Consider the following 17,840-nt stretch of genomic DNA (forward strand, 5'->3'; position numbering starts at 1 on the left):
CGAGGTGCTTTTGATCAGACATCGTCGGTCCGCGGCGCCGAGGTTGGCGATTGGTCCTCCGTTGGCCCTCGCTCTACACCAGCCCGCGCTTGGCCATCATCGCTTCGGGCGACGGCATCTTGCCGCGGAAGGCGGTGTAGAGCTCTTCCGGGTCTTTCGAGCCGCCGGCGGCATAGATGTTTTTCCTGAGCAGCTCGGCCAGCGCCGGATTGAACGGGTCGCCCGTCTCCTCGAAGGCGGCGAAGGCGTTGGCGTCGAGGACCTCCGACCACATGTAGGAATAGTAGCCGGCCGAATAGCCGTCACCGGCAAAGATGTGGCCGAAATGCGGGGTGCGGTGGCGCATGGCGATGGTGTCGGGCATGTTGAGCTTCTCGAGCGTTTCGGCTTCGAAACGAAGCGGCTCCTCCGGCGCATCCGGCCGCGCGTGGTAGGCCATGTCGACCAAGGCCGAGGCGGTGAACTCGACCGTGGCGAAGCCGGCGCCGAAGGTGCGCGCCGCCAGCATCTTGTCGACCAGCGCCTTCGGCATCGGTTTGCCGGTCGTCACGTGAAGCGCATGCTTTTCCAGCACCGCCGGCACGGTCAGCCAGTGCTCGTAGAGTTGCGAGGGCAGCTCGACGAAATCGCGGCTGACCGAGGTGCCCGCGACCGACGGCCAGGTGACCTCGGTCAGCATGCCATGCAGCGCATGACCGAATTCGTGGAACAGGGTTTTGGCCTCATCGACCGACAAAAGCGCTACCTCGCCCTCCGGCGGCTTGGCGAAATTCATGATGTTGTAGATTACCGGCCTGGAGCCATCGCCAAGCTTGTAGCCGGACTTCAGCGCGCTCATCCAGGCGCCGGAGCGCTTAGAGGGCCGCGCGAAATAGTCGGCCAGGAACAGCCCGCGCTCGCTGTCGTCGGCATTCCTGACGATGAAAACGCGCGCGTCCGGATGCCAGGTGGCGATGCCTTGCTTCTCCTCGAAGCTGATGCCGAACAATTTTGTCGCCACGTCGAAACAGGCGTCGATGATGCGGTCGAGCTGCAGATAGGGCTTCAGCTCGGACTCGTCGAAGGCAAACTTCTCGGCGCGCAGCTTCTCCTGATAGAAGCGCCAGTCCCAGGCGGCGAATTCTTCGTTGCTGCCGGCCTCGGCCGCCAGCCGGTGCAATTCGATCTGATCGCTTGCGGCATTTTCCAGCGCCTTTTCCCAGACCGGGTCGAGCAGCTTATGCACCGCCTCCGGCGTCTTTGCCATGGTGTCGTCGAGCTTCAGCGCGGCATAGGAAGCATAGCCGAGCAGCTTCGCCTTTTCGGCGCGCAGACGCAGCATGTCGCGCACCACGGCGGTGTTGTCGGTGGCGCCGCCGTTCTGGCCGCGCATGGTGAAGGCGCGAAAGGCGATTTCGCGCAGGTCGCGGCGCTCGGAGAAGGTCGAGAACGGCTCGTAGATCGAGCGCGACAGGGTGACGGCATAGCGGCCCTTCTGGCCGCGCATCTCGGCGGCCTCGGCCATCGCGCTTTTCAGGAATTCCGGCAGGCCGGCAATGTCGGCCTCGTCAAGAAACAGCGCCCAGTCGCGCTCGTCGGCAAGCAGGTTCTGGCCGAAATTCGTGCCGAGCGACGATAGTTCCTCATTGATCGCCGCCAGCCGCTTCTTGCCCGCGGCGTCGAGCCTGGCGCCGGAACGGACGAAATTTTTCCAGGTCTTTTCCAGCACCCGCAGCGTTTCGGCATCGAGCTTCAGGGCGTCGCGGCGCTGGTAGAGCTCGTCGATGCGGGCAAACAGCCTCTCGTTCATCGAGATCGCCGAGAAATGCCGCGACATCTTTGGCGAGATGTCGCGCTCAAGCGCCTGGATCGCCTCGTTGGTGTGGGCGCCGGCCCGGCACCAGAAGATCGACGAGACATGGTCGAGCGCCTCGCCGCCAAGCTCGAGCGCTGCAAGCGTGTTCTCGATGGTCGGGGTCTCGGCATTGCCTGATATCGCCTCGATCTCGGCCTCATGCGCCGCCAATGCCGCATCGAAAACCCCGGAAAAATCGCCGTCGCCGATGCGGGTGAAATCGGGCAGGCCGAGCGGTCCTTGCCAGGTGGTCAGCGGATGGGCGGCGAGGTCGACGGCGGACAGCATGGGCATTCTTCCGTTAAGTGAGGGGCTTTCGCTGCGTGGCGGGATGAGGCGGATCGTCACCGATGTAAGGCGCCGGCTTGCCGCACGCAATATCGCGGCTGGTCAGTAGCTATCGCAGTTTTCTGCGATCGCCGCCTGCGAGCTGGCAGTGATGCGGTTGTCGGCGATCGCGAAGGTTTCCTGCATCAGCACGTCGTTATTGGGGAAATCATAACAGGCGATCACCGTGATGACGCCGCCTTCGGTCTTCTCGATCCGATGCCGGATTTCAGCCCCGGCGACGGCGCCCTCCCAGTCGTCGATGGAGGCGATGAATTCCTGCTTGGTCTGGACGACGCCGAGATCGTCGAGTTTTATCCGGACGTCGTCGGCAAGCAGATCCGACAGTTCCGTGCGATCGGCGACCAGTAGCGCCGCATACCAGCGGCCGATGAGCGCGCCGTCGTCGGCGCCGGCGGATATGACTGAAAACAGCAGCGCCGCTGCGGCCAAAGCGATCGAACGGCATGCCATGCAACCCTCCTACGTCATCTCCGGCCGCTCGAAGTCGCCGGTGTCCTTGTTCATAACCCAGAGTTCGCCGGTCGAGATGTCGAACCAGGCGCCGTGCAGCGACAGCCGTCGCTTGCCTTCCAGGATCGAGACGCAGGGAAAAGTTCTGAGATTGGCGATCGAATAGCGGATCGAAATGCGCTCGAGCGCGGTCTGCCGCTCGGTCGCCGTCATGAAGGTGCTGGACGACACGGTCTCGGCGGCCGGCGCAATCAGGCTCATCCACTTGCCGATGAAGTCGCCGGGCGACAACGGCGCGGCGGTACTGTCGAGTGCCGCGCGGATGCCGCCGCAGCGGCCATGGCCCATCACCACGATGTTCTTGACCTTGAGGCTCTGCACGGCGAACTCGAGAGCCGCCGAGGTCGAGTGGAACTGGTCGTCGGGCGCATAGGGCGGCACCAGATTGCCGACATTGCGCAGCACGAAGAGTTCGCCGGGGCCAGCGTCGAAGATCGCCTCGGGGGCCGCGCGGGAGTCGCAGCAAGCAATTATCATCGTTTCGGGGGCCTGGCCCTCGCGAGCAAGAGAGCGATAGCGTCCGCTTTCGGCGAGATAGCGGCCACTCATGAAATTGCGGTAGCCGGTGAGCAGATGGTCAGGGAGATGAGGCATTGGCGGCGTCTGGAGCCTTTCGGGGTTAGGCGGCAGCTCTTTAGGTCAGGAAGGCTCTAGCGGCAAAAGCCGGTCGCGAGCAATGCCGAATCGCGAAGGACGTGGTTGCCATTCGCCAATGCGATCGTCTCGCCGATAGACGGGGCAACGAAATTCACGCCCAGATCGCCACAGGGATGCCAAAACGGTCGGCGAGCGGCGGATCCGGAAACGGCCTTGCCTCGCCGCTGGCGATGCGGCCGGCTATCAGCATCATCGCTGCGGCGTCGAGAAAGTCGTCGGCAGCAGCGCCTGGCGGCGGCGTCCGGTCGAGAAAGCCCCTGACATAACCGTGCCGGCAAAGCAGCGCCTTGCGTTCCGCTATGCCGGCTGGGTTGACGGCGCCCTTGATCTTCTTCGGCAGGCGCATCGCCTGGTCGTCGTTCAGCCGGCAGAAGGCGACTTCCGGATGCGATTCGAAGACGTGGCGGCGCAGTTCGGGACGTGCGATCAGCACGGCATCGATCTCGCGGATCTTGGCAAAGATGCCAAAAGCCTGGATCGAGACGCCGCGCGGCGGATCGGAGGTCGCCTTGGCCACTTCGCTTGCCTGGCGATGCGCGGCATGCCACGCGTCGATCGTGGTGAAGCCGTCCGTATGCGCGTAAAGCGCCGCACGCGAGGGGATGGCGAAGACACTCGATTGCCTGTTGCCAAGCAGCGGCCGCACCAGAGCTTCGGGCCCGCGGCCGCCCTTTTGCGAAACATCGGGCAGGCCGATCGGCATGTCGACGGCGACGGTCGCGTCGGCCGGCAATGCGTCGAGCAGTGCTGCGAAGCTTGGAAAAACGGCTGCCGAGGGAGCTGCGCCCGGATCGCGGCGAACGGCGATCCAGCCGGCCCTGCAGCCGTCGACGCCGACAACGGTCACGCTCTTTTGTCCCGCCCCGGATGCAGGAGATGGCGAAGCTGCACCATCGCCATCGGGTGCGACAGGCTCTGTGCATCGGTTTCGAGCTGCAATTCGTCGCCGCCGCGCTTGGCGGTGCGCGCCAGGATCTCGTAGACCGCGGCCGTAGTCGACTGCAGTGCCTTGATCGCCGGTTGGCCGGACAGGATGCGCGCCAGATAGACGGCCGCCGTCAGGTCGCCGAGCCCATTGGGCGGCTTGTCGATGAGGCGATGCTCGGCGAGCAGCGCCTGGTTGCCGTTGAGCAGCAGATTGCCGGTGCCGCCGGCCATCATCGCCGGCGCCGAAGTGACCAGCATGGTCGACGGCCCGGCATGAAGGGCGGCCGCCATCACCGCTTTGAGGTCGGGCAGCGGCGCTCCCGCCATCCATTCCAGCTCGTAGCGGTTGGGCGTGGCGATGTCGGCAATCGGCATCAGCCGGTCGCGCATGGCAATGGCGGTCGTCTCCGGCACATAGAGCCCGCCCGAATCGCCCATCACCGGGTCGCAGATATAGACAGCGTCCGGCGTCTTCGCCTTGACCGCGCCGACCAGCGAGGCGACGGCGTCGGCCTGGCCGCCTTCGCCGAGATAGCCGGACAGCACCGCGCCGACCTCGCCCAGCCACGGGGCGCGCTCGAGATCGGCCATCAGCGCCCTGAATTGATCGAGCGGCGGCACGATGCGCGTCGCCCGTCCATGGCCCGGATGCCAGGGCAGGATGACGGTCGGCACCGCCCACACCGGAAAGCCCAGCGTCTCCAGCGCAAAGACCGCGGCGCGGTTGCCGACCGAGCCGCGCGCGACATGGCTGGAAATAACGATAACCGCGCGCGGCGCGTCGTATTCTTCGGTGCTCACGAGGTTCCTAACCCTGGATGATGAAAAGCACGAGCCAGATCAACAGGCCAATGCCGACAATGAGCCCCAGCGCCCGGCCGATGCGCGTGCCCCAATATTCGATCGGGTCCGCCCGGTCGGCGTCTGCAGCAGTGACGTCATCGCGCGCACCCTTCGCGGTCCGCGCAACGGACGAGGCCGGGTCGGTTTCACTTGCCACGCGCTCGATGATGCGGCGCGATTCGTCGTCGCTGTCCTGGCGTCCCGCCATGGCTATGCCCTGTTTTCGCAGCGACTTTAACCTGTTCGCCCGGTCAATCACAGGGCCTGAGAGTGAATGCCAAAGCACCAGCAGCGCCCCAGGTTGAGGTCATGTTCTTGCGCGCGGATTGTGGTAATGCTTCGCCCGTCAGTCTTGTTGAGGGATTTTCCATGCCTGCCCTTTCCTCCCCTTTCGTCTTCCGCAACCTGCCGGCCTTGCTGATGATGGCGATCGTGCTGCCGCTGCTGGCCGGCTGCGGCTACAACACAATTCCGACGGCGGAGGAAAACGCCAAGGCCGCATGGAGCCAGGTGCTGAACCAGTACCAGCGCCGCGCCGATCTCATTCCCAACCTGGTCGAGACGGTCAAGGGCTATGCGGCGCATGAGAAGGATACGCTCGATGCCGTGGTCGAGGCGCGCGCCAAGGCGACGCAGGTGACGGTGACGCCCGACACGCTGAGCGATCCGGAAGCGGTCAAAAGATTCCAGGACAGTCAAGCCGGCCTGACCAGCGCGCTGTCGCGGTTGCTGGCAGTGGTGGAGAATTATCCCGACCTCAAGGCCAACCAGAATTTCCTGGCGCTGCAGGCGCAGCTCGAAGGCACCGAGAACCGCATCTCGGTCGCCCGCCGCGACTATATCGAGGCGGTGCGGGAGTATAATCTGACGCTGCGGACCTTCCCGTCGGTGATTTGGGCGACCCTGTGGTTCCGCGACAATCAGCCGTTCGCCAACTTCACCATCGAGGAAGACAAGATGCAGACGCCGAAGGTCGATTTCGGTACGCAGCAGGGCGGGTGATCGGCGCTTAGCGAGCGCAGTTCCATTGACCTTGTACTCCGTCCCACCCCCCTCTGTCCTGCCGGACATCTCCCCCTCAAGAGGGGTGGGACGGAACGCAAGCCCTGCATTCCTGCCGGTTGCTCTAGCCCTTCTCTACTTAGCCCTCTTCCTCCCCCTCGCCACCCTTGCCGCCGAATTGCCTGCCCTGACCGGGCGGGTCGTCGACAATGCCGGCATCATCGACGCCGCAACCGAGGCGGCGCTGACCCGCAAGCTTGCGGATTTCGAGGCCGAGAGCTCTGACCAGATCGTCGTCGCGACGCTTCTTGGCCTCGACGGCGAGGAAATCGAGCCCTACGCCAACCGGCTGTTCCGCGCCTGGAAGCTCGGCCAGGCGGGCGAGGACAATGGCGTGCTTTTGCTGGTCGCCAAAGACGACCGCAAGATGCGCATCGAGGTCGGCTACGGGTTGGAAGGCACGCTGACCGACCTGCACACCAGGCTGATCATCGAAAACGACATGGTGCCGGCCTTCCGCGCCGGCGATTTCTCCGGCGGCATAATGAAGGCCGTCGACGACATGGTCATGGTGCTGGAAGGCAATCCGGAAGAGCTGGAAGCGCGCGGGACCCGCAACCAGCAGCCGCCGTTCAACACCGACGATCTGTTCTTTGCGATCTTCATAAGCATCTGGGCGATCATCTTCTTCGGCAGCATCGCCGCCTCCATCCTGCCGCCGATCTTCGGCCGGAAGATCGGCCCCGGTCGCTATCGCTGGCTGGGCATGATTTTCGAGCCGGGCCGGCAATCTTCTGGCGGCTGGTCGTCCGGCGGGGGCGGCTGGTCGTCGGGCGGAGGCGGCTCAGGCGGTGGCGGGTTTTCGGGCGGCGGCGGCTCGTCCGGTGGCGGCGGATCTTCAGGAAGCTGGTGAGACACGACATGGCAACTCGACCGATCAGCCCCGAGGATCATGACCGCATCGCGAAAGCGATCCGCGTCGCCGAATCGAAGACCGACGGCGAAATCTACTGCGTGGTCGCCTATGCCAGCGACGGCTATTTCTTTCCGGCGGCCTTCATGGCGACGCTGGCGATGCTCGTCGTCAGCCTCGCCGTCAGCTACGGGCTGGAAGCGTGGTGGCTGTCGATCCGCGTGCCGCATTTCGTCATCGCCCAGCTTCTGGCGATGGCCTCGATGCTTGTGCTGTTGTGGGCGCTGCCCGGCTTGCGCATCCACCTGGTGCCGAGACGGCTGCGTTACCAGACCGCGCATGCCAATGCGATAAAGCAGTTCCTCGCCCGCAACGTCCACCGCACCACGGCGCGCACCGGTGTGCTGGTGTTCGTTTCGATCGCCGAGCACTACGCCGAAGTGATCGCCGACAGCGGCATCGACAGCCGCGTCGGCCAGGATGTCTGGGACGGCGTCGTCCGCGACCTTACCGCGCATGCCCGCGACGATCGTCTCGCCGACGGCTTCATCAAGGCGATCGAAGCGACGGCTGCGGTGCTGGCCGAGCATTTCCCGGTTTCTTCCGGCGACAGCAACGAACTCGACGACCATCTGGTCGAAATCTGAGTCGCTACGAACGGTTTTTTCAGCACTCAACGGCACGTCTATCGTCTGTGCGAAAGCTTGGGAGCCGCTGACCGGACTCTTGCAATCGGGCGATGCGGGTTTATGGTTAACCAATCATGAAGACGCTGAGCATCGACATCAGGAAAGCCGAGCCGCGCGACGCAAGCGCCATCGCCGACGTGCATCTGCTGGCCTGGCGCGGCGCCTACTCCGGCATCATCCCGCATCGCACGCTGACATCGATGATCAACCGCCGCGGCGCCGACTGGTGGGCGAACGCCATCCGCCGCGCCGCCACCGTCCTGGTTGTCGAGATCGGCGGCAAGGTTGCCGGCTACGCCACGATCGGCAAGAACCGCGCCCGCGAGCTCAAGCAGCAGGGCGAGATCTACGAACTTTACGTGCGCCCGGAATATCAGGGCATCGGGCTCGGCAGCCGGCTATTCTCGGCAGCACGGGCGCGACTGGCAGACCACGGGCTGAAAGGCATGGTGGTGTGGGCGCTGGAGGACAACCAGAACGCGCTCACCTTCTATGCCGGCGCCGGCGGCCGCGACGTCGCCGAGGGAGTCGAGGTTTTCGAGCAGAAGGCTCTGAAGAAGGTCGCCTTCGTCTGGGAGTGACGGCTCGATACCCCTCTCGCCAGCACCCTCAGCCGATTTCAGTACCATTCGCCGCATTGCACCATGCGCCGCTGCCCGCTATCGGTTTCCAATCGAAAGAGGGACAAAAGCCATGCGTATCGAAGCCATCGCCATCGGAAAGAACCCGCCGGAGGACATCAACGTCATCATCGAGGTGCCGATCGGCGGCGAGCCGATCAAGTACGAGATGGACAAGGAGGCCGGCACGCTGTTCGTCGACCGCTTCCTGCACACCTCGATGCGCTATCCCGGCAATTACGGCTTCGTGCCGCACACGCTGTCGGGTGACGGCGACCCGATCGACGTGCTGGTCTGCAACACGCGGGCGCTGGTGCCGGGTTGCGTCATCAATGTGCGGCCGATCGGCGTGCTGGTGATGGAGGACAATTCCGGCCTCGACGAAAAGATCATCGCGGTGCCGTCGCCCAAGCTTACGCTGCGCTACGAGAACGTCACCGAATACACGCACCTGCCCGACATCACCCGCCAGCAGGTGCAGCACTTCTTCGAGCACTACAAGGATCTCGAACCCGGCAAATGGGTCAAGATCGAGGGCTGGCACGACGCCGCCTACGCCAAGAAGATGATCGTCGAGGCGATCGAACGGGCCAAGGCAAGCAAGTAGCCCAGCGCCTGAAATTTGCGGGCAAACTTCAGGCGTAGCGCCGCCCCTCATCCGCCTGCCGGCACCTTCTCCCCGTGAACGGGGAGAAGCCCGCTGACCTCGACCTTGGCGCCCATTCAGCAACGGTGGTAATTGGCGAAACCATTGATGGCTGCGTCTTTCTCCCCGTCACTATACGGGGAGAAATGCCCGGCAGGGCAATGAGGGGCAGCGCTGACCGACGTTACTTTTCAATGCGACGCGCTCCTAATTATCGACGCGGCCGAAAGCGGGTGCGTTGCCGATAACCACACGCTTGTCCTTGCCGCAGGCAAAGGTCCGCGCCTTCTCGTCGGCGAGCTTGCGTGCCTGGTCGTTGGCGCCGGGGTTGCCGGTGGCCAGCACCAGGCCGACGGTGCAGCCTTCATAGGTCTCCGGTTGGCCGACCTTGGCGACGATCAGCACGTCGGTCGGTTTGTTCTCCACCTCGGGATTGCTGATCGAGCGCCGATGAATGACCGCAAACGGGACGGCGCGATCGCCGTTCGTCTCGATGCGCCACTCGAGTTTGGATGCCGCCGAGTTGAAGGCGACAAAACTTTCCCAGACTGGGGTCATGTTGCTGGGCGGAAAACCATAAAACAGCGATTCCCGCGCGTCGTCGTAGGCGATCAGCACCGGGTAGCCGCGATAGCCCGAACAGGCGAGACTGGCCCAGTCGCCGTCGCCTTCCTCCGCTTGCGCGTAGGTCACGCAGTCCTTCTTCCAGTCGAGATCGGTGTAGGCGCTGGAAATGGCGCCGGCCCGGGCAGGCTGGCAGAGGCCGGCGAGGGCAAGCGGGATCAGCAAAAGAGCACGCATCGCGGGCAACTCCGTTTCGGGGCTGCCGCACGGTATCGTCAAACGCTATTTCTTCAAGCTCGCTTCGATCAGCAGGTCGGCATTGCTGGCCACAGACTTCGCCGGTCCGCCGGCCCCGAACAGCTGGCCACTGATATAGGCGCCTTCGATCAGAAGCAGCAGCCCGTCGCCCAGCGTATCGGCGTCGCCGGCACCCATTGCCGCCGCCATGGCGCGCAGGCGTCGGCGCAATTCCTGCTTGTTGGCCTCGCTCACCACGCGGGCCGGGTGGCCACGTTCGGGATATTCGACGGCCGCATTGGTCATGCCGCAGCCGCGATAGTCGGGCTTTTGCGTGCGCTTGCCGATGCGGGTCAGGAAGGCGGCGATCTGCGCGCGCGGATTGCCGGGATGGGCAGCCACCGCCGCGTCGAAGCGGGCCCAGAACTCGAGGTCGTATTGCCGCAGATAGGACGCGGCCAATTCGTCCTTGGAGGGAAAGCTGCGATAGAGGCTGGGCTTGGTGACGCCAGCGCGCCGCACGATCTCGTCGACGCCGATCGCCCTGATGCCTTGCCGGTAGAACAGGTCGCGGGCAACGCGAAGGATTTTTTCGCCCGCGCGGGGCCGTTCATCCGCTTTGATCGTTGGCTCAATGCTTTTCATTCTTGGACGTGCCGTTGCCTGCTTGACAATGTTACCGATCGGTACGTATGCTCCCATGCATTGAAACGTACCGGTCAGTAACATGATAGCTCGATCCCGCCCGTTTGGCCAGCGCTATGCTTTCGTCGTGGTGGCCGTCATTTTCCTGTGCCTGCTGATCGCGGCGGGCCTGCGGTCGGCGCCGGCCGTCATGATGCTGCCGCTGGAGGAGAGTTTCGGCTGGCGGCGCGATGTCGTCTCGCTCGCCGCGGCCATCGGCATCTTCCTCTACGGCCTGACCGGGCCGTTTGCCGCGGCACTGATGGAACGGATCGGGCTGCGCCGCACGCTGCTGGCGGCGCTGGTGCTGATGTCGGGCTCGACGGCGCTCAGCCTGTTGATGACCCAGCCCTGGCACCTGCTTCTCACCTGGGGCGTATTCTCCGGCGTCGGTTCCGGCGCGGTCGCCACGGTGCTCGGCGCCACCATCGTCAATCGCTGGTTCAAGACCAATCGCGGCCTGGTGATGGGGCTGATGTCGGCCTCGGCCGCCACCGGCCTGCTGGTGTTCCTGCCATTGCTCGCCGCGCTCGCCCAGTCGGGCGGCTGGAAGCCTGTCGCCATCGCCATTGCGGTCGCCACCGCCTGCCTGGTGCCGCTGGTCTGGCTGCTGGTGCCGGAACGGCCGTCCGCGATCGGCATGGTGCGCTACGGCGCGGACGTCGACGACGTGCCGCCGGTTGCGCCGGCCTCGCAGGGCAATTTCCTCACCCACACGTTCAGCACGCTGCGTCGTGCCGCCGGCACGCGGGTGTTCTGGTATCTGTTCGCCACTTTCTTCATCTGTGGCTTCACCACCAACGGACTGGTCGGAACGCACCTGATCGCGTTTTGCGGCGACATGGGCATCGGCCAGGTGCAAGCCGCCGGCCTGCTGTCGCTGATGGGCATCTTCGACCTGATCGGCACGACGCTGTCGGGCTGGCTCACCGACCGTTTCGACCCGCGCAAGCTGCTCGGCGTCTATTATGGCATCCGCGGCCTGTCGCTGATCTATCTGCCTTATTCCGGCTTTTCGTCGACCAGCTTGATCATCTTCGCCGTGCTCTACGGATTGGACTGGATCGCCACCGTGCCGCCGACGCTCAGGCTGTCGAACGAGGCGTTCGGCGACCGCAGCGGGCCGATCGTCTTCGGCTGGATCGTCGCCGGCCATCAGGTGGGTGCAGCGGCGGCTGCCTTCTTCGGCGGCACCATGCGTGAATTGCAAGGCAATTACGAACTTGCCTTCCTCATCGCCGGCATGACGGCAATAGCCGCAGCCTGCATCTCGCTGTTGATCAACACCAGCCGTCCGGCCTTCGAGCCGAACCCGCAGGCGGCTTGAGCTGTGACGGCCGAGCGCTAATCTCCCCCTTGAGGGGGGAGATGGCCGCGAAGCGGCCAGAGGGGGTCGGTCCGACCGGGCTCGGCCCCTTATCGCCGACGCAGGAGGTTGGCGCTCCACGCGACACGACCCCCTCTGTCGCCTTCGGCGACATCTCCCCCTCGAGGGGGAGATTCGCCAGCCTGTTGATCGTCAGAAAACCTTCATGGTTTCGAGATGTGCGTGAAACATTGAGGCTGGACCTTGGCGGCGACGTTTAAGCCATCCAGGAGACAGCCATGAACAAGATTTCGCGCCGCGCTTTTGTCACGTCGGCGAGCGCCGCCGGCCTCGTCGGCGTATCGGGCCTCGCGCTTCCCTATTATTCGCGCGCCAATCAGCGGCCCGCCTTCACCCATGGCATCCAGTCGGGCGATGTCGACGCAACCAGTGGCGTGGTGTGGACGCGGACCGACCGCCCTTCGCGCGTCATGTTCGAAGTCTCGTCGACCGAGAATTTCGCCAATCCCTTGCGCCTTGCGCCGCTCGATACGTCGCCGGCCAGCGATTACACCGTAAAGCGGCTGCTCACCGACCTCACCTCCGACCAGGACATCTTCTACCGCATGGTCGCGGCCGATCTTGCCGACATCAACGCCGTCTCCGAGCCGATCGTCGGCCGCTTCCGCACGGCGCCGGCCTCGAAACGCGACATCCGCTTCGCCTGGTCGGGCGATACCGCCGGCCAGGGCTGGGGCATCGACGACACCGGCATGAAGACCTATGCCACGATCGGCAAGCATACGCCCGACTTCTTCCTGCATTCCGGCGACACCATCTATGCCGACGGCCCGATGAAGGACGAGGTCGAGCTGCCCGGCGGCAGCAAGTGGAAGAACAAGGTCCTCATCGACGAAAAGCGCAAGGTTGCCGAGACGCTGGACGAGTACCGCGGCCAGTGGAAGTACAACATGATGGATAAGAACGTGCTGGGGCTAAACGCCATCTGCCCGACCTTCTACCAGTGGGACGATCACGAGGTGGTCAACAACTGGTCGGATTCGAAGAACCTGAGCGCCGACGACCGCTACTCGGAAAAAAACATCCATGTGCTGGCGGCACGCGCGGCACGTGCCTTCCACGAGATGACGACGATCCGCTACGAGCCGTCGGAACCGGGCCGCGTCTATCGCAAGATCGCCTACGGGCCGCTGCTCGACGTGTTCTTCCTCGACATGCGCTCCTATCGCGGCGCCAACGGTCCTGGCATGCAGGATACGGTGACGCCGCAATCGCGCATCCTCGGCGAACAGCAGATGAAGTGGCTGAAGCGCGAACTGGCAAACTCCAACGCGACCTGGAAAATCATCGCCGCCGACATGCCGCTTGGTCTCGTCGTCTGGAACGACGCCACCAACAAGGCCGGCGCCGAGGCCGTCAGCAATGGCGACAATGGCCCGGCCAAGGGCCGCGAACTGGAAATTGCCGACCTCCTTCGCTACATAAAGAATGCCGGCATCACCAACACCGTCTGGCTGACCGCCGACGTGCACTACACGGCGGCGCATTACTACAATCCCGACAAGGCGCAGTTCCAGGACTTCAATCCGTTCTGGGAATTCGTCTCGGGTCCGTTACACGCCGGCACCTATGGACCCAATGATTTCGACATGACCTTCGGCCCGGAGCTGAAATTCATCAAGGCGCCCACCGCCGAGCAGGGGCAGAACCTGCCACCCTCGGCCGGCCTGCAGTTCTTCGGCCTCGTCGACATCGATGGCGCCACTGAACAGATGACGGTGCGGCTGATGGATCGCGACGACAATGAACTCTACAAGGTCACGCTCGACCCGGTGCATTCGGCGTGAGGGGACTGGGTCACTTTGTATCAATCCTGGGTGACGTCGCGCTGCCCCTCATGGCCCTGCCGGGCATTTCTCCCCCTAAACGGGGAGAAAGTGGCCCGCATCGAAGATTTCGCTAATCGCGAACGTTGCAGAAGGAGAGCCGACATTTCGCGCAGCGGGCTTCTCCCCGTTTACGGGGAGATGAGGGGCTGCGCCGGCGTTGGCAAAACTTCAGGAAGGGTCGATCCGACCTTTCCGACAATGTGCGGAAAGCAGTCCTAATCCGGATAGCAAACGGTCGGAATATTGGGCCAAACAGCGCTGTCGCAGTTGGCGGCCTCCTGCCTTTGCTTGAAGGCGGCGCTGACCGGCCCGGTCACCACCGGGTCGACGCCATCGGGAGCGTCGGCAAACAACTGCTCCGCCGTTCGGGTGTCGGACGGCGGGGCAGGCTCCTTCGACGTCGCGGCCGACTGTGCCACGCCTGCCGCAAGCAGAACGGCGAGCGCAGCCCATGCAAGGATTGGCCGGTATCTGATGCCCGTTTTGCTCATGAAATTTGAACTGTCCCGACCGTGAAAGGTTCCGCTTTGGTTAATAATTCAATTTCACACCAAGACGCTTAAGATTTGGTGACCATCTATTTGGTGGCACGCCTCCTCTTTCGCAATTGCGAAAAACCCTGTATGAGCCGCCCAACCGAAAGAGGCAGCGCCTTTTGGCCTGCTGCCTGCAACGCTCCCGAGACCACAACATGAAAATTCGTAATATCGCGATCATCGCGCACGTCGACCATGGGAAAACCACCCTCGTCGACCAGCTCCTGAAACAGTCAGGCTCGTTCCGCGACAACCAGCGCGTTGCCGAACGCGCCATGGATTCGAACGACCTCGAAAAGGAACGCGGCATCACCATCCTGGCCAAGGCGACTTCGGTCGACTGGAAGGACACCCGCATCAACATCGTCGACACCCCCGGCCACGCTGATTTCGGCGGTGAAGTCGAGCGCATCCTCTCGATGGTGGATTCGGCCATCGTGCTGGTCGACGCCGCCGAAGGGCCGATGCCGCAGACAAAATTCGTCGTCGGCAAGGCGCTCAAGGTCGGATTGAAGCCGATCGTCGTCATCAACAAGATCGACCGGCCGGACGCCCGCCACGTCGAGGTGGTCAACGAAGTGTTCGACCTGTTTGCAGCGCTCGACGCCACCGACGAGCAACTCGACTTCCCGATCCTTTACGGCTCGGGCCGCGACGGCTGGGTTTCGGAAAACCCCGAAGGCCCCAAGGACCAGGGTTTGGCGCCGCTGTTCGACCTCGTCATCAAGCACGTGCCGGCGCCGACCGTCCACCCCGGCCCGTTCCGCATGATCGGCACCATCCTGGAAGCCAATCCGTTCCTTGGCCGCATCATCACCGGCCGCATCGAATCCGGCACGCTGAAGTCCAACCAGGCGGTCAAGGTGCTGCATCATGACGGCACCCAGGTCGAAACCGGCCGTATCTCGAAGATCCTGGCTTTCCGCGGGCTCGAGCGCCAGCCGATCGACGAGGCGCAGGCGGGTGACATCGTCGCCATCGCCGGCCTGTCGAAGGGCACCGTCGCCGACACGTTCTGCGACCTGTCGGTGACCGAGCCGCTGCATGCGCAGCCGATCGATCCGCCGACCGTGACGATGTCGTTCCTCGTCAACGATAGCCCGCTGGCCGGCACCGAGGGCGACAAGGTGACCAGCCGCGTCATTCGCGACCGCCTGCTGCGCGAGGCCGAAGGCAATGTCGCGCTGAAAATCGAGGAATCGCCTGACAAGGATTCGTTTTTCGTCTCCGGCCGCGGCGAATTGCAGCTTGCCGTGCTGATCGAGACGATGCGCCGCGAAGGGTTCGAGATTGCCGTGTCGCGGCCGCGCGTCGTCATGCAGAAGGGCGAGAACGGCGAGTTGCTCGAGCCGGTCGAGGAAGTCGTCATCGACGTCGACGAAGAGCATGCCGGCGTCGTCGTGCAAAAAATGTCGGAGCGCAAGGCCGAGATGGTCGAATTGCGCCCGTCGGGCGGCAACCGCCAGCGTATCGTCTTCCACGCGCCGACGCGCGGCCTGATCGGCTACCAGTCGGAACTGCTGACCGACACCCGCGGCACAGCAGTCATGAACCGGCTGTTCCATGCCTACGAGCCTTACAAGGGTGAGCTGCCGGGCCGCACCAACGGCGTGCTGATCTCCAACGAACAGGGTGAATCAGTGGCCTATGCGATGTGGAACCTGGAAGACCGCGGCCCGATGGTCATCGATCCGGGCGTCAAGGTCTATCAGGGCATGATCATCGGCATCCATTCACGCGACAACGACCTCGAAGTGAACGTGCTGAAGGGCAAGAAGCTGACCAACATCCGCGCTGCCGGCAAGGATGAGGCGGTGAAGCTGACGCCGCCGATCCGCATGACGCTGGAACGCGCGCTGGCCTGGATCCAGGACGACGAGCTGGTCGAAGTGACGCCGAAGACCATTCGTCTGCGCAAGCTCTATCTCGACCCGAACGAGCGCAAGCGTTTTGAGAAATCGGCGAAAGTGGTCGGCGCGGCGTAAGGCGACGTCTCATTGAAGGGGGTCGGCGCTGCCCCTCATCCGCCTGCCGGCACCTTCTCCCCGTGAACGGGGAGAAGACCGCTGAGCGCACCCTCGGCGTTCAATTCTTGCAACGCTGGTAATTGGCGGAACCGTCGATGACAGCGCCCTTCTCCCCGTTGACGGGGAGAAGATGGCGGCAGCCAGATGAGGGGCAGCGCCGACGCCTGTTTAGGGGGCAAAGTTCTCTGCAAGCTGCAGGGGTGCCAAACCGCCGCTGATCGGGTATCCTTGGGCTCTCTGACGCTCGAAGGCACTCACATGCACGTCACCTCGCTTTTGATCTTCGCCGCCGCCCTTTTCGTCGCCGCGGGCTCGCCCGGCCCGTCGATTGCCGCCCTGGTGGCGCGGGTTATCGCAAAGGGCTTTCGCGACGTGTTTCCATTCCTGCTCGCCATGTGGATCGGCGAGGCCATCTGGCTGTCGCTGGCGGTGTTCGGGCTGGCGGTGGTGGCGCAGACCTTCCATCTTGCCTTCGTCGTGCTGAAATGGGTCGGCGTCGCCTATCTCGCCTACCTCGCCTGGAAGATGTGGACGGCCCCGGTCGAGGCGCGCGAAGGCGAGATGCCGCGCGAGGAGTCGGCCGTCAAACTGTTCTTTGCCGGCATGGCGGTGACGCTCGGCAATCCCAAGATCATGATGTTCTACCTGGCGCTGCTGCCGACCATCATCGATCTCGCCTCAGTGACGGTCGTCGGCTGGATCGAGCTGACGCTGACCATGGCCGTGGTTCTGGTCGCCATCGATCTGGCCTGGGTGCTGGCGGCAGCGCAGGCGCGAAAACTCTTGAAGAGCAGGCGGGCGATGAAGATCGCCAACCGCGTCAGCGCCACCACCATGGCCGGTGCCGCGGCGGCGATTGCGGCTCGATCCTGAGCCGGTGCGTCAGCCCATTTCGATGATCGGCGCGATCTCGACGCTGAAACCCGGGTCCTTCAGGATAGGACAATCCTTGGCCTTGGCGACGGCATCGTCGATGTCGTTCGCTTCGATGATTGTGTAACCGGCGGTCGGATTGCTGCCGCCATTGTTCTCGACTTTGCCGCCGGGCAGCACGGTCTTCGACATGCCGACCGGATTGCCACCGTCGACCACGGCCGAGCCAAGCTTGCCGTACCAGCCGTTCCAGGCATCCATCGCCGCTTGCCGTTCGGCGTCGTCGGTCGGCATCTTGCCGGAGCCGTGATAGACATAGAGAAATTTCGCCATGTTCTCCTCCGTTGATCTTCCATTGATCGGCGGGCGTCGAACCGACATGCGGTCACGCCGCAGGGCGATCATCGGACCAAACCGAAAAACAAGCAACGAGAATGCGAATCACTAATGTGAGGTCCGGTTGGCTCGCAATCGCCATGCTCTCACCGCGCCATCGCCGGTATGTCGGTGAAGGCGCGCAGCTTCGTCTCGTCGAAAGCGTAGGCCAAAAGCACATTGGGAACGAGGCCGAGCTTCTCCTCGCATTTGGCGAAATAGGCTTTCGTCGCTTCGCTCAGTTCCGCAGGCGCGAGGTCAAGTGCGACGATTTTGTCTTTTATGGCGGATTTTCTCCTCATTTTCGGTGACCCACCGGCGAATCCCGACATTTCG

At 63.8% G+C, this 17,840-nt stretch carries 19 protein-coding genes and 1 pseudogene; 9 read left to right on the top strand and 11 right to left on the bottom strand.

Annotated features, from left to right (window positions below; genetic code table 11):
* Positions 1 to 73: 73 nt before the first annotated feature.
* From AC0L3O_RS09445 to AC0L3O_RS09470, 6 genes are all read right to left on the bottom strand, one after another.
* Positions 74 to 2,128 carry a M3 family metallopeptidase gene (locus tag AC0L3O_RS09445; RefSeq protein ID WP_473615444.1) on the bottom strand — a complete coding sequence of 685 codons (2,055 nt, stop codon included), beginning with the start codon at positions 2,126 to 2,128 and terminating at the stop codon, positions 74 to 76.
* Between the two features lie 96 nt (positions 2,129 to 2,224).
* The gene (locus AC0L3O_RS09450; RefSeq protein ID WP_128168617.1) at positions 2,225 to 2,635 is read right to left on the bottom strand and encodes a nuclear transport factor 2 family protein; all 411 of its coding nucleotides are present in this window, start codon (positions 2,633 to 2,635) and stop codon (positions 2,225 to 2,227) included.
* 9 nt (positions 2,636 to 2,644) lie between these two features.
* Complete coding sequence (locus AC0L3O_RS09455; protein ID WP_473476130.1) at positions 2,645 to 3,289, bottom strand: carbonic anhydrase; 645 nt, start codon at positions 3,287 to 3,289, stop codon at positions 2,645 to 2,647.
* A gap of 154 nt (positions 3,290 to 3,443) precedes the next feature.
* Positions 3,444 to 4,199: a DUF429 domain-containing protein gene (locus AC0L3O_RS09460; RefSeq protein ID WP_473615445.1), complete on the bottom strand. Its 756-nt coding sequence runs from the start codon at positions 4,197 to 4,199 to the stop codon at positions 3,444 to 3,446.
* Positions 4,196 to 5,080: a pyridoxal kinase PdxY gene (gene pdxY / locus AC0L3O_RS09465; protein WP_287184531.1), complete on the bottom strand. Its 885-nt coding sequence runs from the start codon at positions 5,078 to 5,080 to the stop codon at positions 4,196 to 4,198. Before pdxY ends, AC0L3O_RS09460 begins: the two co-directional genes overlap by 4 nt.
* A 7-nt stretch (positions 5,081 to 5,087) precedes the next feature.
* The gene (locus AC0L3O_RS09470) at positions 5,088 to 5,330 is read right to left on the bottom strand and encodes a hypothetical protein (protein WP_128248090.1); all 243 of its coding nucleotides are present in this window, start codon (positions 5,328 to 5,330) and stop codon (positions 5,088 to 5,090) included.
* A gap of 161 nt (positions 5,331 to 5,491) precedes the next feature.
* Here AC0L3O_RS09470 and AC0L3O_RS09475 point away from each other — a divergent pair, with 161 nt between their 5' ends.
* The 5 genes from AC0L3O_RS09475 to ppa all read left to right on the top strand — a co-directional run bounded on the left by AC0L3O_RS09475 (position 5,492) and on the right by ppa (position 8,953).
* On the top strand, positions 5,492 to 6,124 hold the full coding sequence (locus AC0L3O_RS09475; protein WP_023800481.1) for a LemA family protein: 633 nt from the start codon (positions 5,492 to 5,494) through the stop codon (positions 6,122 to 6,124).
* 85 nt (positions 6,125 to 6,209) lie between these two features.
* Positions 6,210 to 7,037, top strand: coding sequence for a TPM domain-containing protein (locus AC0L3O_RS09480; protein ID WP_473536404.1), 828 nt, complete (start codon positions 6,210 to 6,212; stop codon positions 7,035 to 7,037).
* Positions 7,038 to 7,045: 8 nt separating this feature from the next.
* Positions 7,046 to 7,684 (top strand): TPM domain-containing protein, encoded by a 639-nt coding sequence (locus AC0L3O_RS09485; protein ID WP_473615447.1) that lies wholly within the window; start codon positions 7,046 to 7,048, stop codon positions 7,682 to 7,684.
* A 116-nt stretch (positions 7,685 to 7,800) separates the two neighbouring features.
* Positions 7,801 to 8,307 (top strand): GNAT family N-acetyltransferase, encoded by a 507-nt coding sequence (locus tag AC0L3O_RS09490; RefSeq protein WP_023800479.1) that lies wholly within the window; start codon positions 7,801 to 7,803, stop codon positions 8,305 to 8,307.
* A 112-nt stretch (positions 8,308 to 8,419) separates the two neighbouring features.
* Positions 8,420 to 8,953: an inorganic diphosphatase gene (gene ppa / locus AC0L3O_RS09495; protein WP_023800478.1), complete on the top strand. Its 534-nt coding sequence runs from the start codon at positions 8,420 to 8,422 to the stop codon at positions 8,951 to 8,953.
* A 246-nt stretch (positions 8,954 to 9,199) separates the two neighbouring features.
* On the opposite strand, the gene AC0L3O_RS09500 is transcribed toward ppa, so the two are convergent.
* On the bottom strand, positions 9,200 to 9,793 hold the full coding sequence (locus AC0L3O_RS09500) for a hypothetical protein (protein ID WP_023800477.1): 594 nt from the start codon (positions 9,791 to 9,793) through the stop codon (positions 9,200 to 9,202).
* 45 nt (positions 9,794 to 9,838) lie between these two features.
* Positions 9,839 to 10,438: a TetR/AcrR family transcriptional regulator gene (locus AC0L3O_RS09505; RefSeq protein ID WP_473536402.1), complete on the bottom strand. Its 600-nt coding sequence runs from the start codon at positions 10,436 to 10,438 to the stop codon at positions 9,839 to 9,841.
* A gap of 82 nt (positions 10,439 to 10,520) precedes the next feature.
* Here AC0L3O_RS09505 and AC0L3O_RS09510 point away from each other — a divergent pair, with 82 nt between their 5' ends.
* Both AC0L3O_RS09510 and AC0L3O_RS09515 read left to right on the top strand, forming a co-directional pair.
* On the top strand, positions 10,521 to 11,804 hold the full coding sequence (locus AC0L3O_RS09510; protein ID WP_473536401.1) for an MFS transporter: 1,284 nt from the start codon (positions 10,521 to 10,523) through the stop codon (positions 11,802 to 11,804).
* 278 nt (positions 11,805 to 12,082) lie between these two features.
* Positions 12,083 to 13,651, top strand: a complete 1,569-nt coding sequence (locus AC0L3O_RS09515; protein ID WP_128168605.1) for an alkaline phosphatase D family protein — start codon at positions 12,083 to 12,085, stop codon at positions 13,649 to 13,651.
* 257 nt (positions 13,652 to 13,908) lie between these two features.
* Here the strand turns inward: AC0L3O_RS09515 and AC0L3O_RS09520 are convergent, their stop codons facing one another.
* A complete protein-coding gene (locus AC0L3O_RS09520) occupies positions 13,909 to 14,184 on the bottom strand; it encodes a hypothetical protein (RefSeq protein WP_128168604.1) in 276 nt (91 codons plus the stop codon).
* 200 nt (positions 14,185 to 14,384) lie between these two features.
* Here AC0L3O_RS09520 and typA point away from each other — a divergent pair, with 200 nt between their 5' ends.
* Together typA and AC0L3O_RS09530 are read left to right on the top strand one after the other, a co-directional pair.
* Positions 14,385 to 16,214: a translational GTPase TypA gene (gene typA / locus AC0L3O_RS09525; protein ID WP_027154593.1), complete on the top strand. Its 1,830-nt coding sequence runs from the start codon at positions 14,385 to 14,387 to the stop codon at positions 16,212 to 16,214.
* Positions 16,215 to 16,514: 300 nt separating this feature from the next.
* Positions 16,515 to 17,129: a LysE family translocator gene (locus tag AC0L3O_RS09530; RefSeq protein WP_023800471.1), complete on the top strand. Its 615-nt coding sequence runs from the start codon at positions 16,515 to 16,517 to the stop codon at positions 17,127 to 17,129.
* A 9-nt stretch (positions 17,130 to 17,138) separates the two neighbouring features.
* Here the strand turns inward: AC0L3O_RS09530 and AC0L3O_RS09535 are convergent, their stop codons facing one another.
* Both AC0L3O_RS09535 and AC0L3O_RS09540 read right to left on the bottom strand, forming a co-directional pair.
* Complete coding sequence (locus tag AC0L3O_RS09535; RefSeq protein WP_023800470.1) at positions 17,139 to 17,462, bottom strand: YciI family protein; 324 nt, start codon at positions 17,460 to 17,462, stop codon at positions 17,139 to 17,141.
* 167 nt (positions 17,463 to 17,629) lie between these two features.
* Positions 17,630 to 17,788: pseudogene (locus AC0L3O_RS09540) on the bottom strand (peroxidase-related enzyme); the annotation flags it as partial.
* Positions 17,789 to 17,840 lie beyond the last annotated feature (52 nt).

The sequence above is a fragment of the Mesorhizobium sp. WSM4810 genome, assembly GCF_055811235.1.

Coding starts and splice junctions, on each gene's coding strand:
- AC0L3O_RS09505 (WP_473536402.1), bottom strand. CDS start 10,438: ATGAAAAGCATTGAGCCAACGATCAAAGCGGATGAACGGCCCCGCGCG.
- AC0L3O_RS09520 (WP_128168604.1), bottom strand. CDS start 14,184: ATGAGCAAAACGGGCATCAGATACCGGCCAATCCTTGCATGGGCTGCG.
- AC0L3O_RS09500 (WP_023800477.1), bottom strand. CDS start 9,793: ATGCGTGCTCTTTTGCTGATCCCGCTTGCCCTCGCCGGCCTCTGCCAG.
- AC0L3O_RS09490 (WP_023800479.1), top strand. CDS start 7,801: ATGAAGACGCTGAGCATCGACATCAGGAAAGCCGAGCCGCGCGACGCA.
- AC0L3O_RS09535 (WP_023800470.1), bottom strand. CDS start 17,462: ATGGCGAAATTTCTCTATGTCTATCACGGCTCCGGCAAGATGCCGACC.
- AC0L3O_RS09485 (WP_473615447.1), top strand. CDS start 7,046: ATGGCAACTCGACCGATCAGCCCCGAGGATCATGACCGCATCGCGAAA.
- AC0L3O_RS09475 (WP_023800481.1), top strand. CDS start 5,492: ATGCCTGCCCTTTCCTCCCCTTTCGTCTTCCGCAACCTGCCGGCCTTG.
- AC0L3O_RS09445 (WP_473615444.1), bottom strand. CDS start 2,128: ATGCCCATGCTGTCCGCCGTCGACCTCGCCGCCCATCCGCTGACCACC.
- AC0L3O_RS09455 (WP_473476130.1), bottom strand. CDS start 3,289: ATGCCTCATCTCCCTGACCATCTGCTCACCGGCTACCGCAATTTCATG.
- ppa (WP_023800478.1), top strand. CDS start 8,420: ATGCGTATCGAAGCCATCGCCATCGGAAAGAACCCGCCGGAGGACATC.
- AC0L3O_RS09515 (WP_128168605.1), top strand. CDS start 12,083: ATGAACAAGATTTCGCGCCGCGCTTTTGTCACGTCGGCGAGCGCCGCC.
- typA (WP_027154593.1), top strand. CDS start 14,385: ATGAAAATTCGTAATATCGCGATCATCGCGCACGTCGACCATGGGAAA.
- AC0L3O_RS09510 (WP_473536401.1), top strand. CDS start 10,521: ATGATAGCTCGATCCCGCCCGTTTGGCCAGCGCTATGCTTTCGTCGTG.
- AC0L3O_RS09530 (WP_023800471.1), top strand. CDS start 16,515: ATGCACGTCACCTCGCTTTTGATCTTCGCCGCCGCCCTTTTCGTCGCC.
- AC0L3O_RS09470 (WP_128248090.1), bottom strand. CDS start 5,330: ATGGCGGGACGCCAGGACAGCGACGACGAATCGCGCCGCATCATCGAG.
- AC0L3O_RS09450 (WP_128168617.1), bottom strand. CDS start 2,635: ATGGCATGCCGTTCGATCGCTTTGGCCGCAGCGGCGCTGCTGTTTTCA.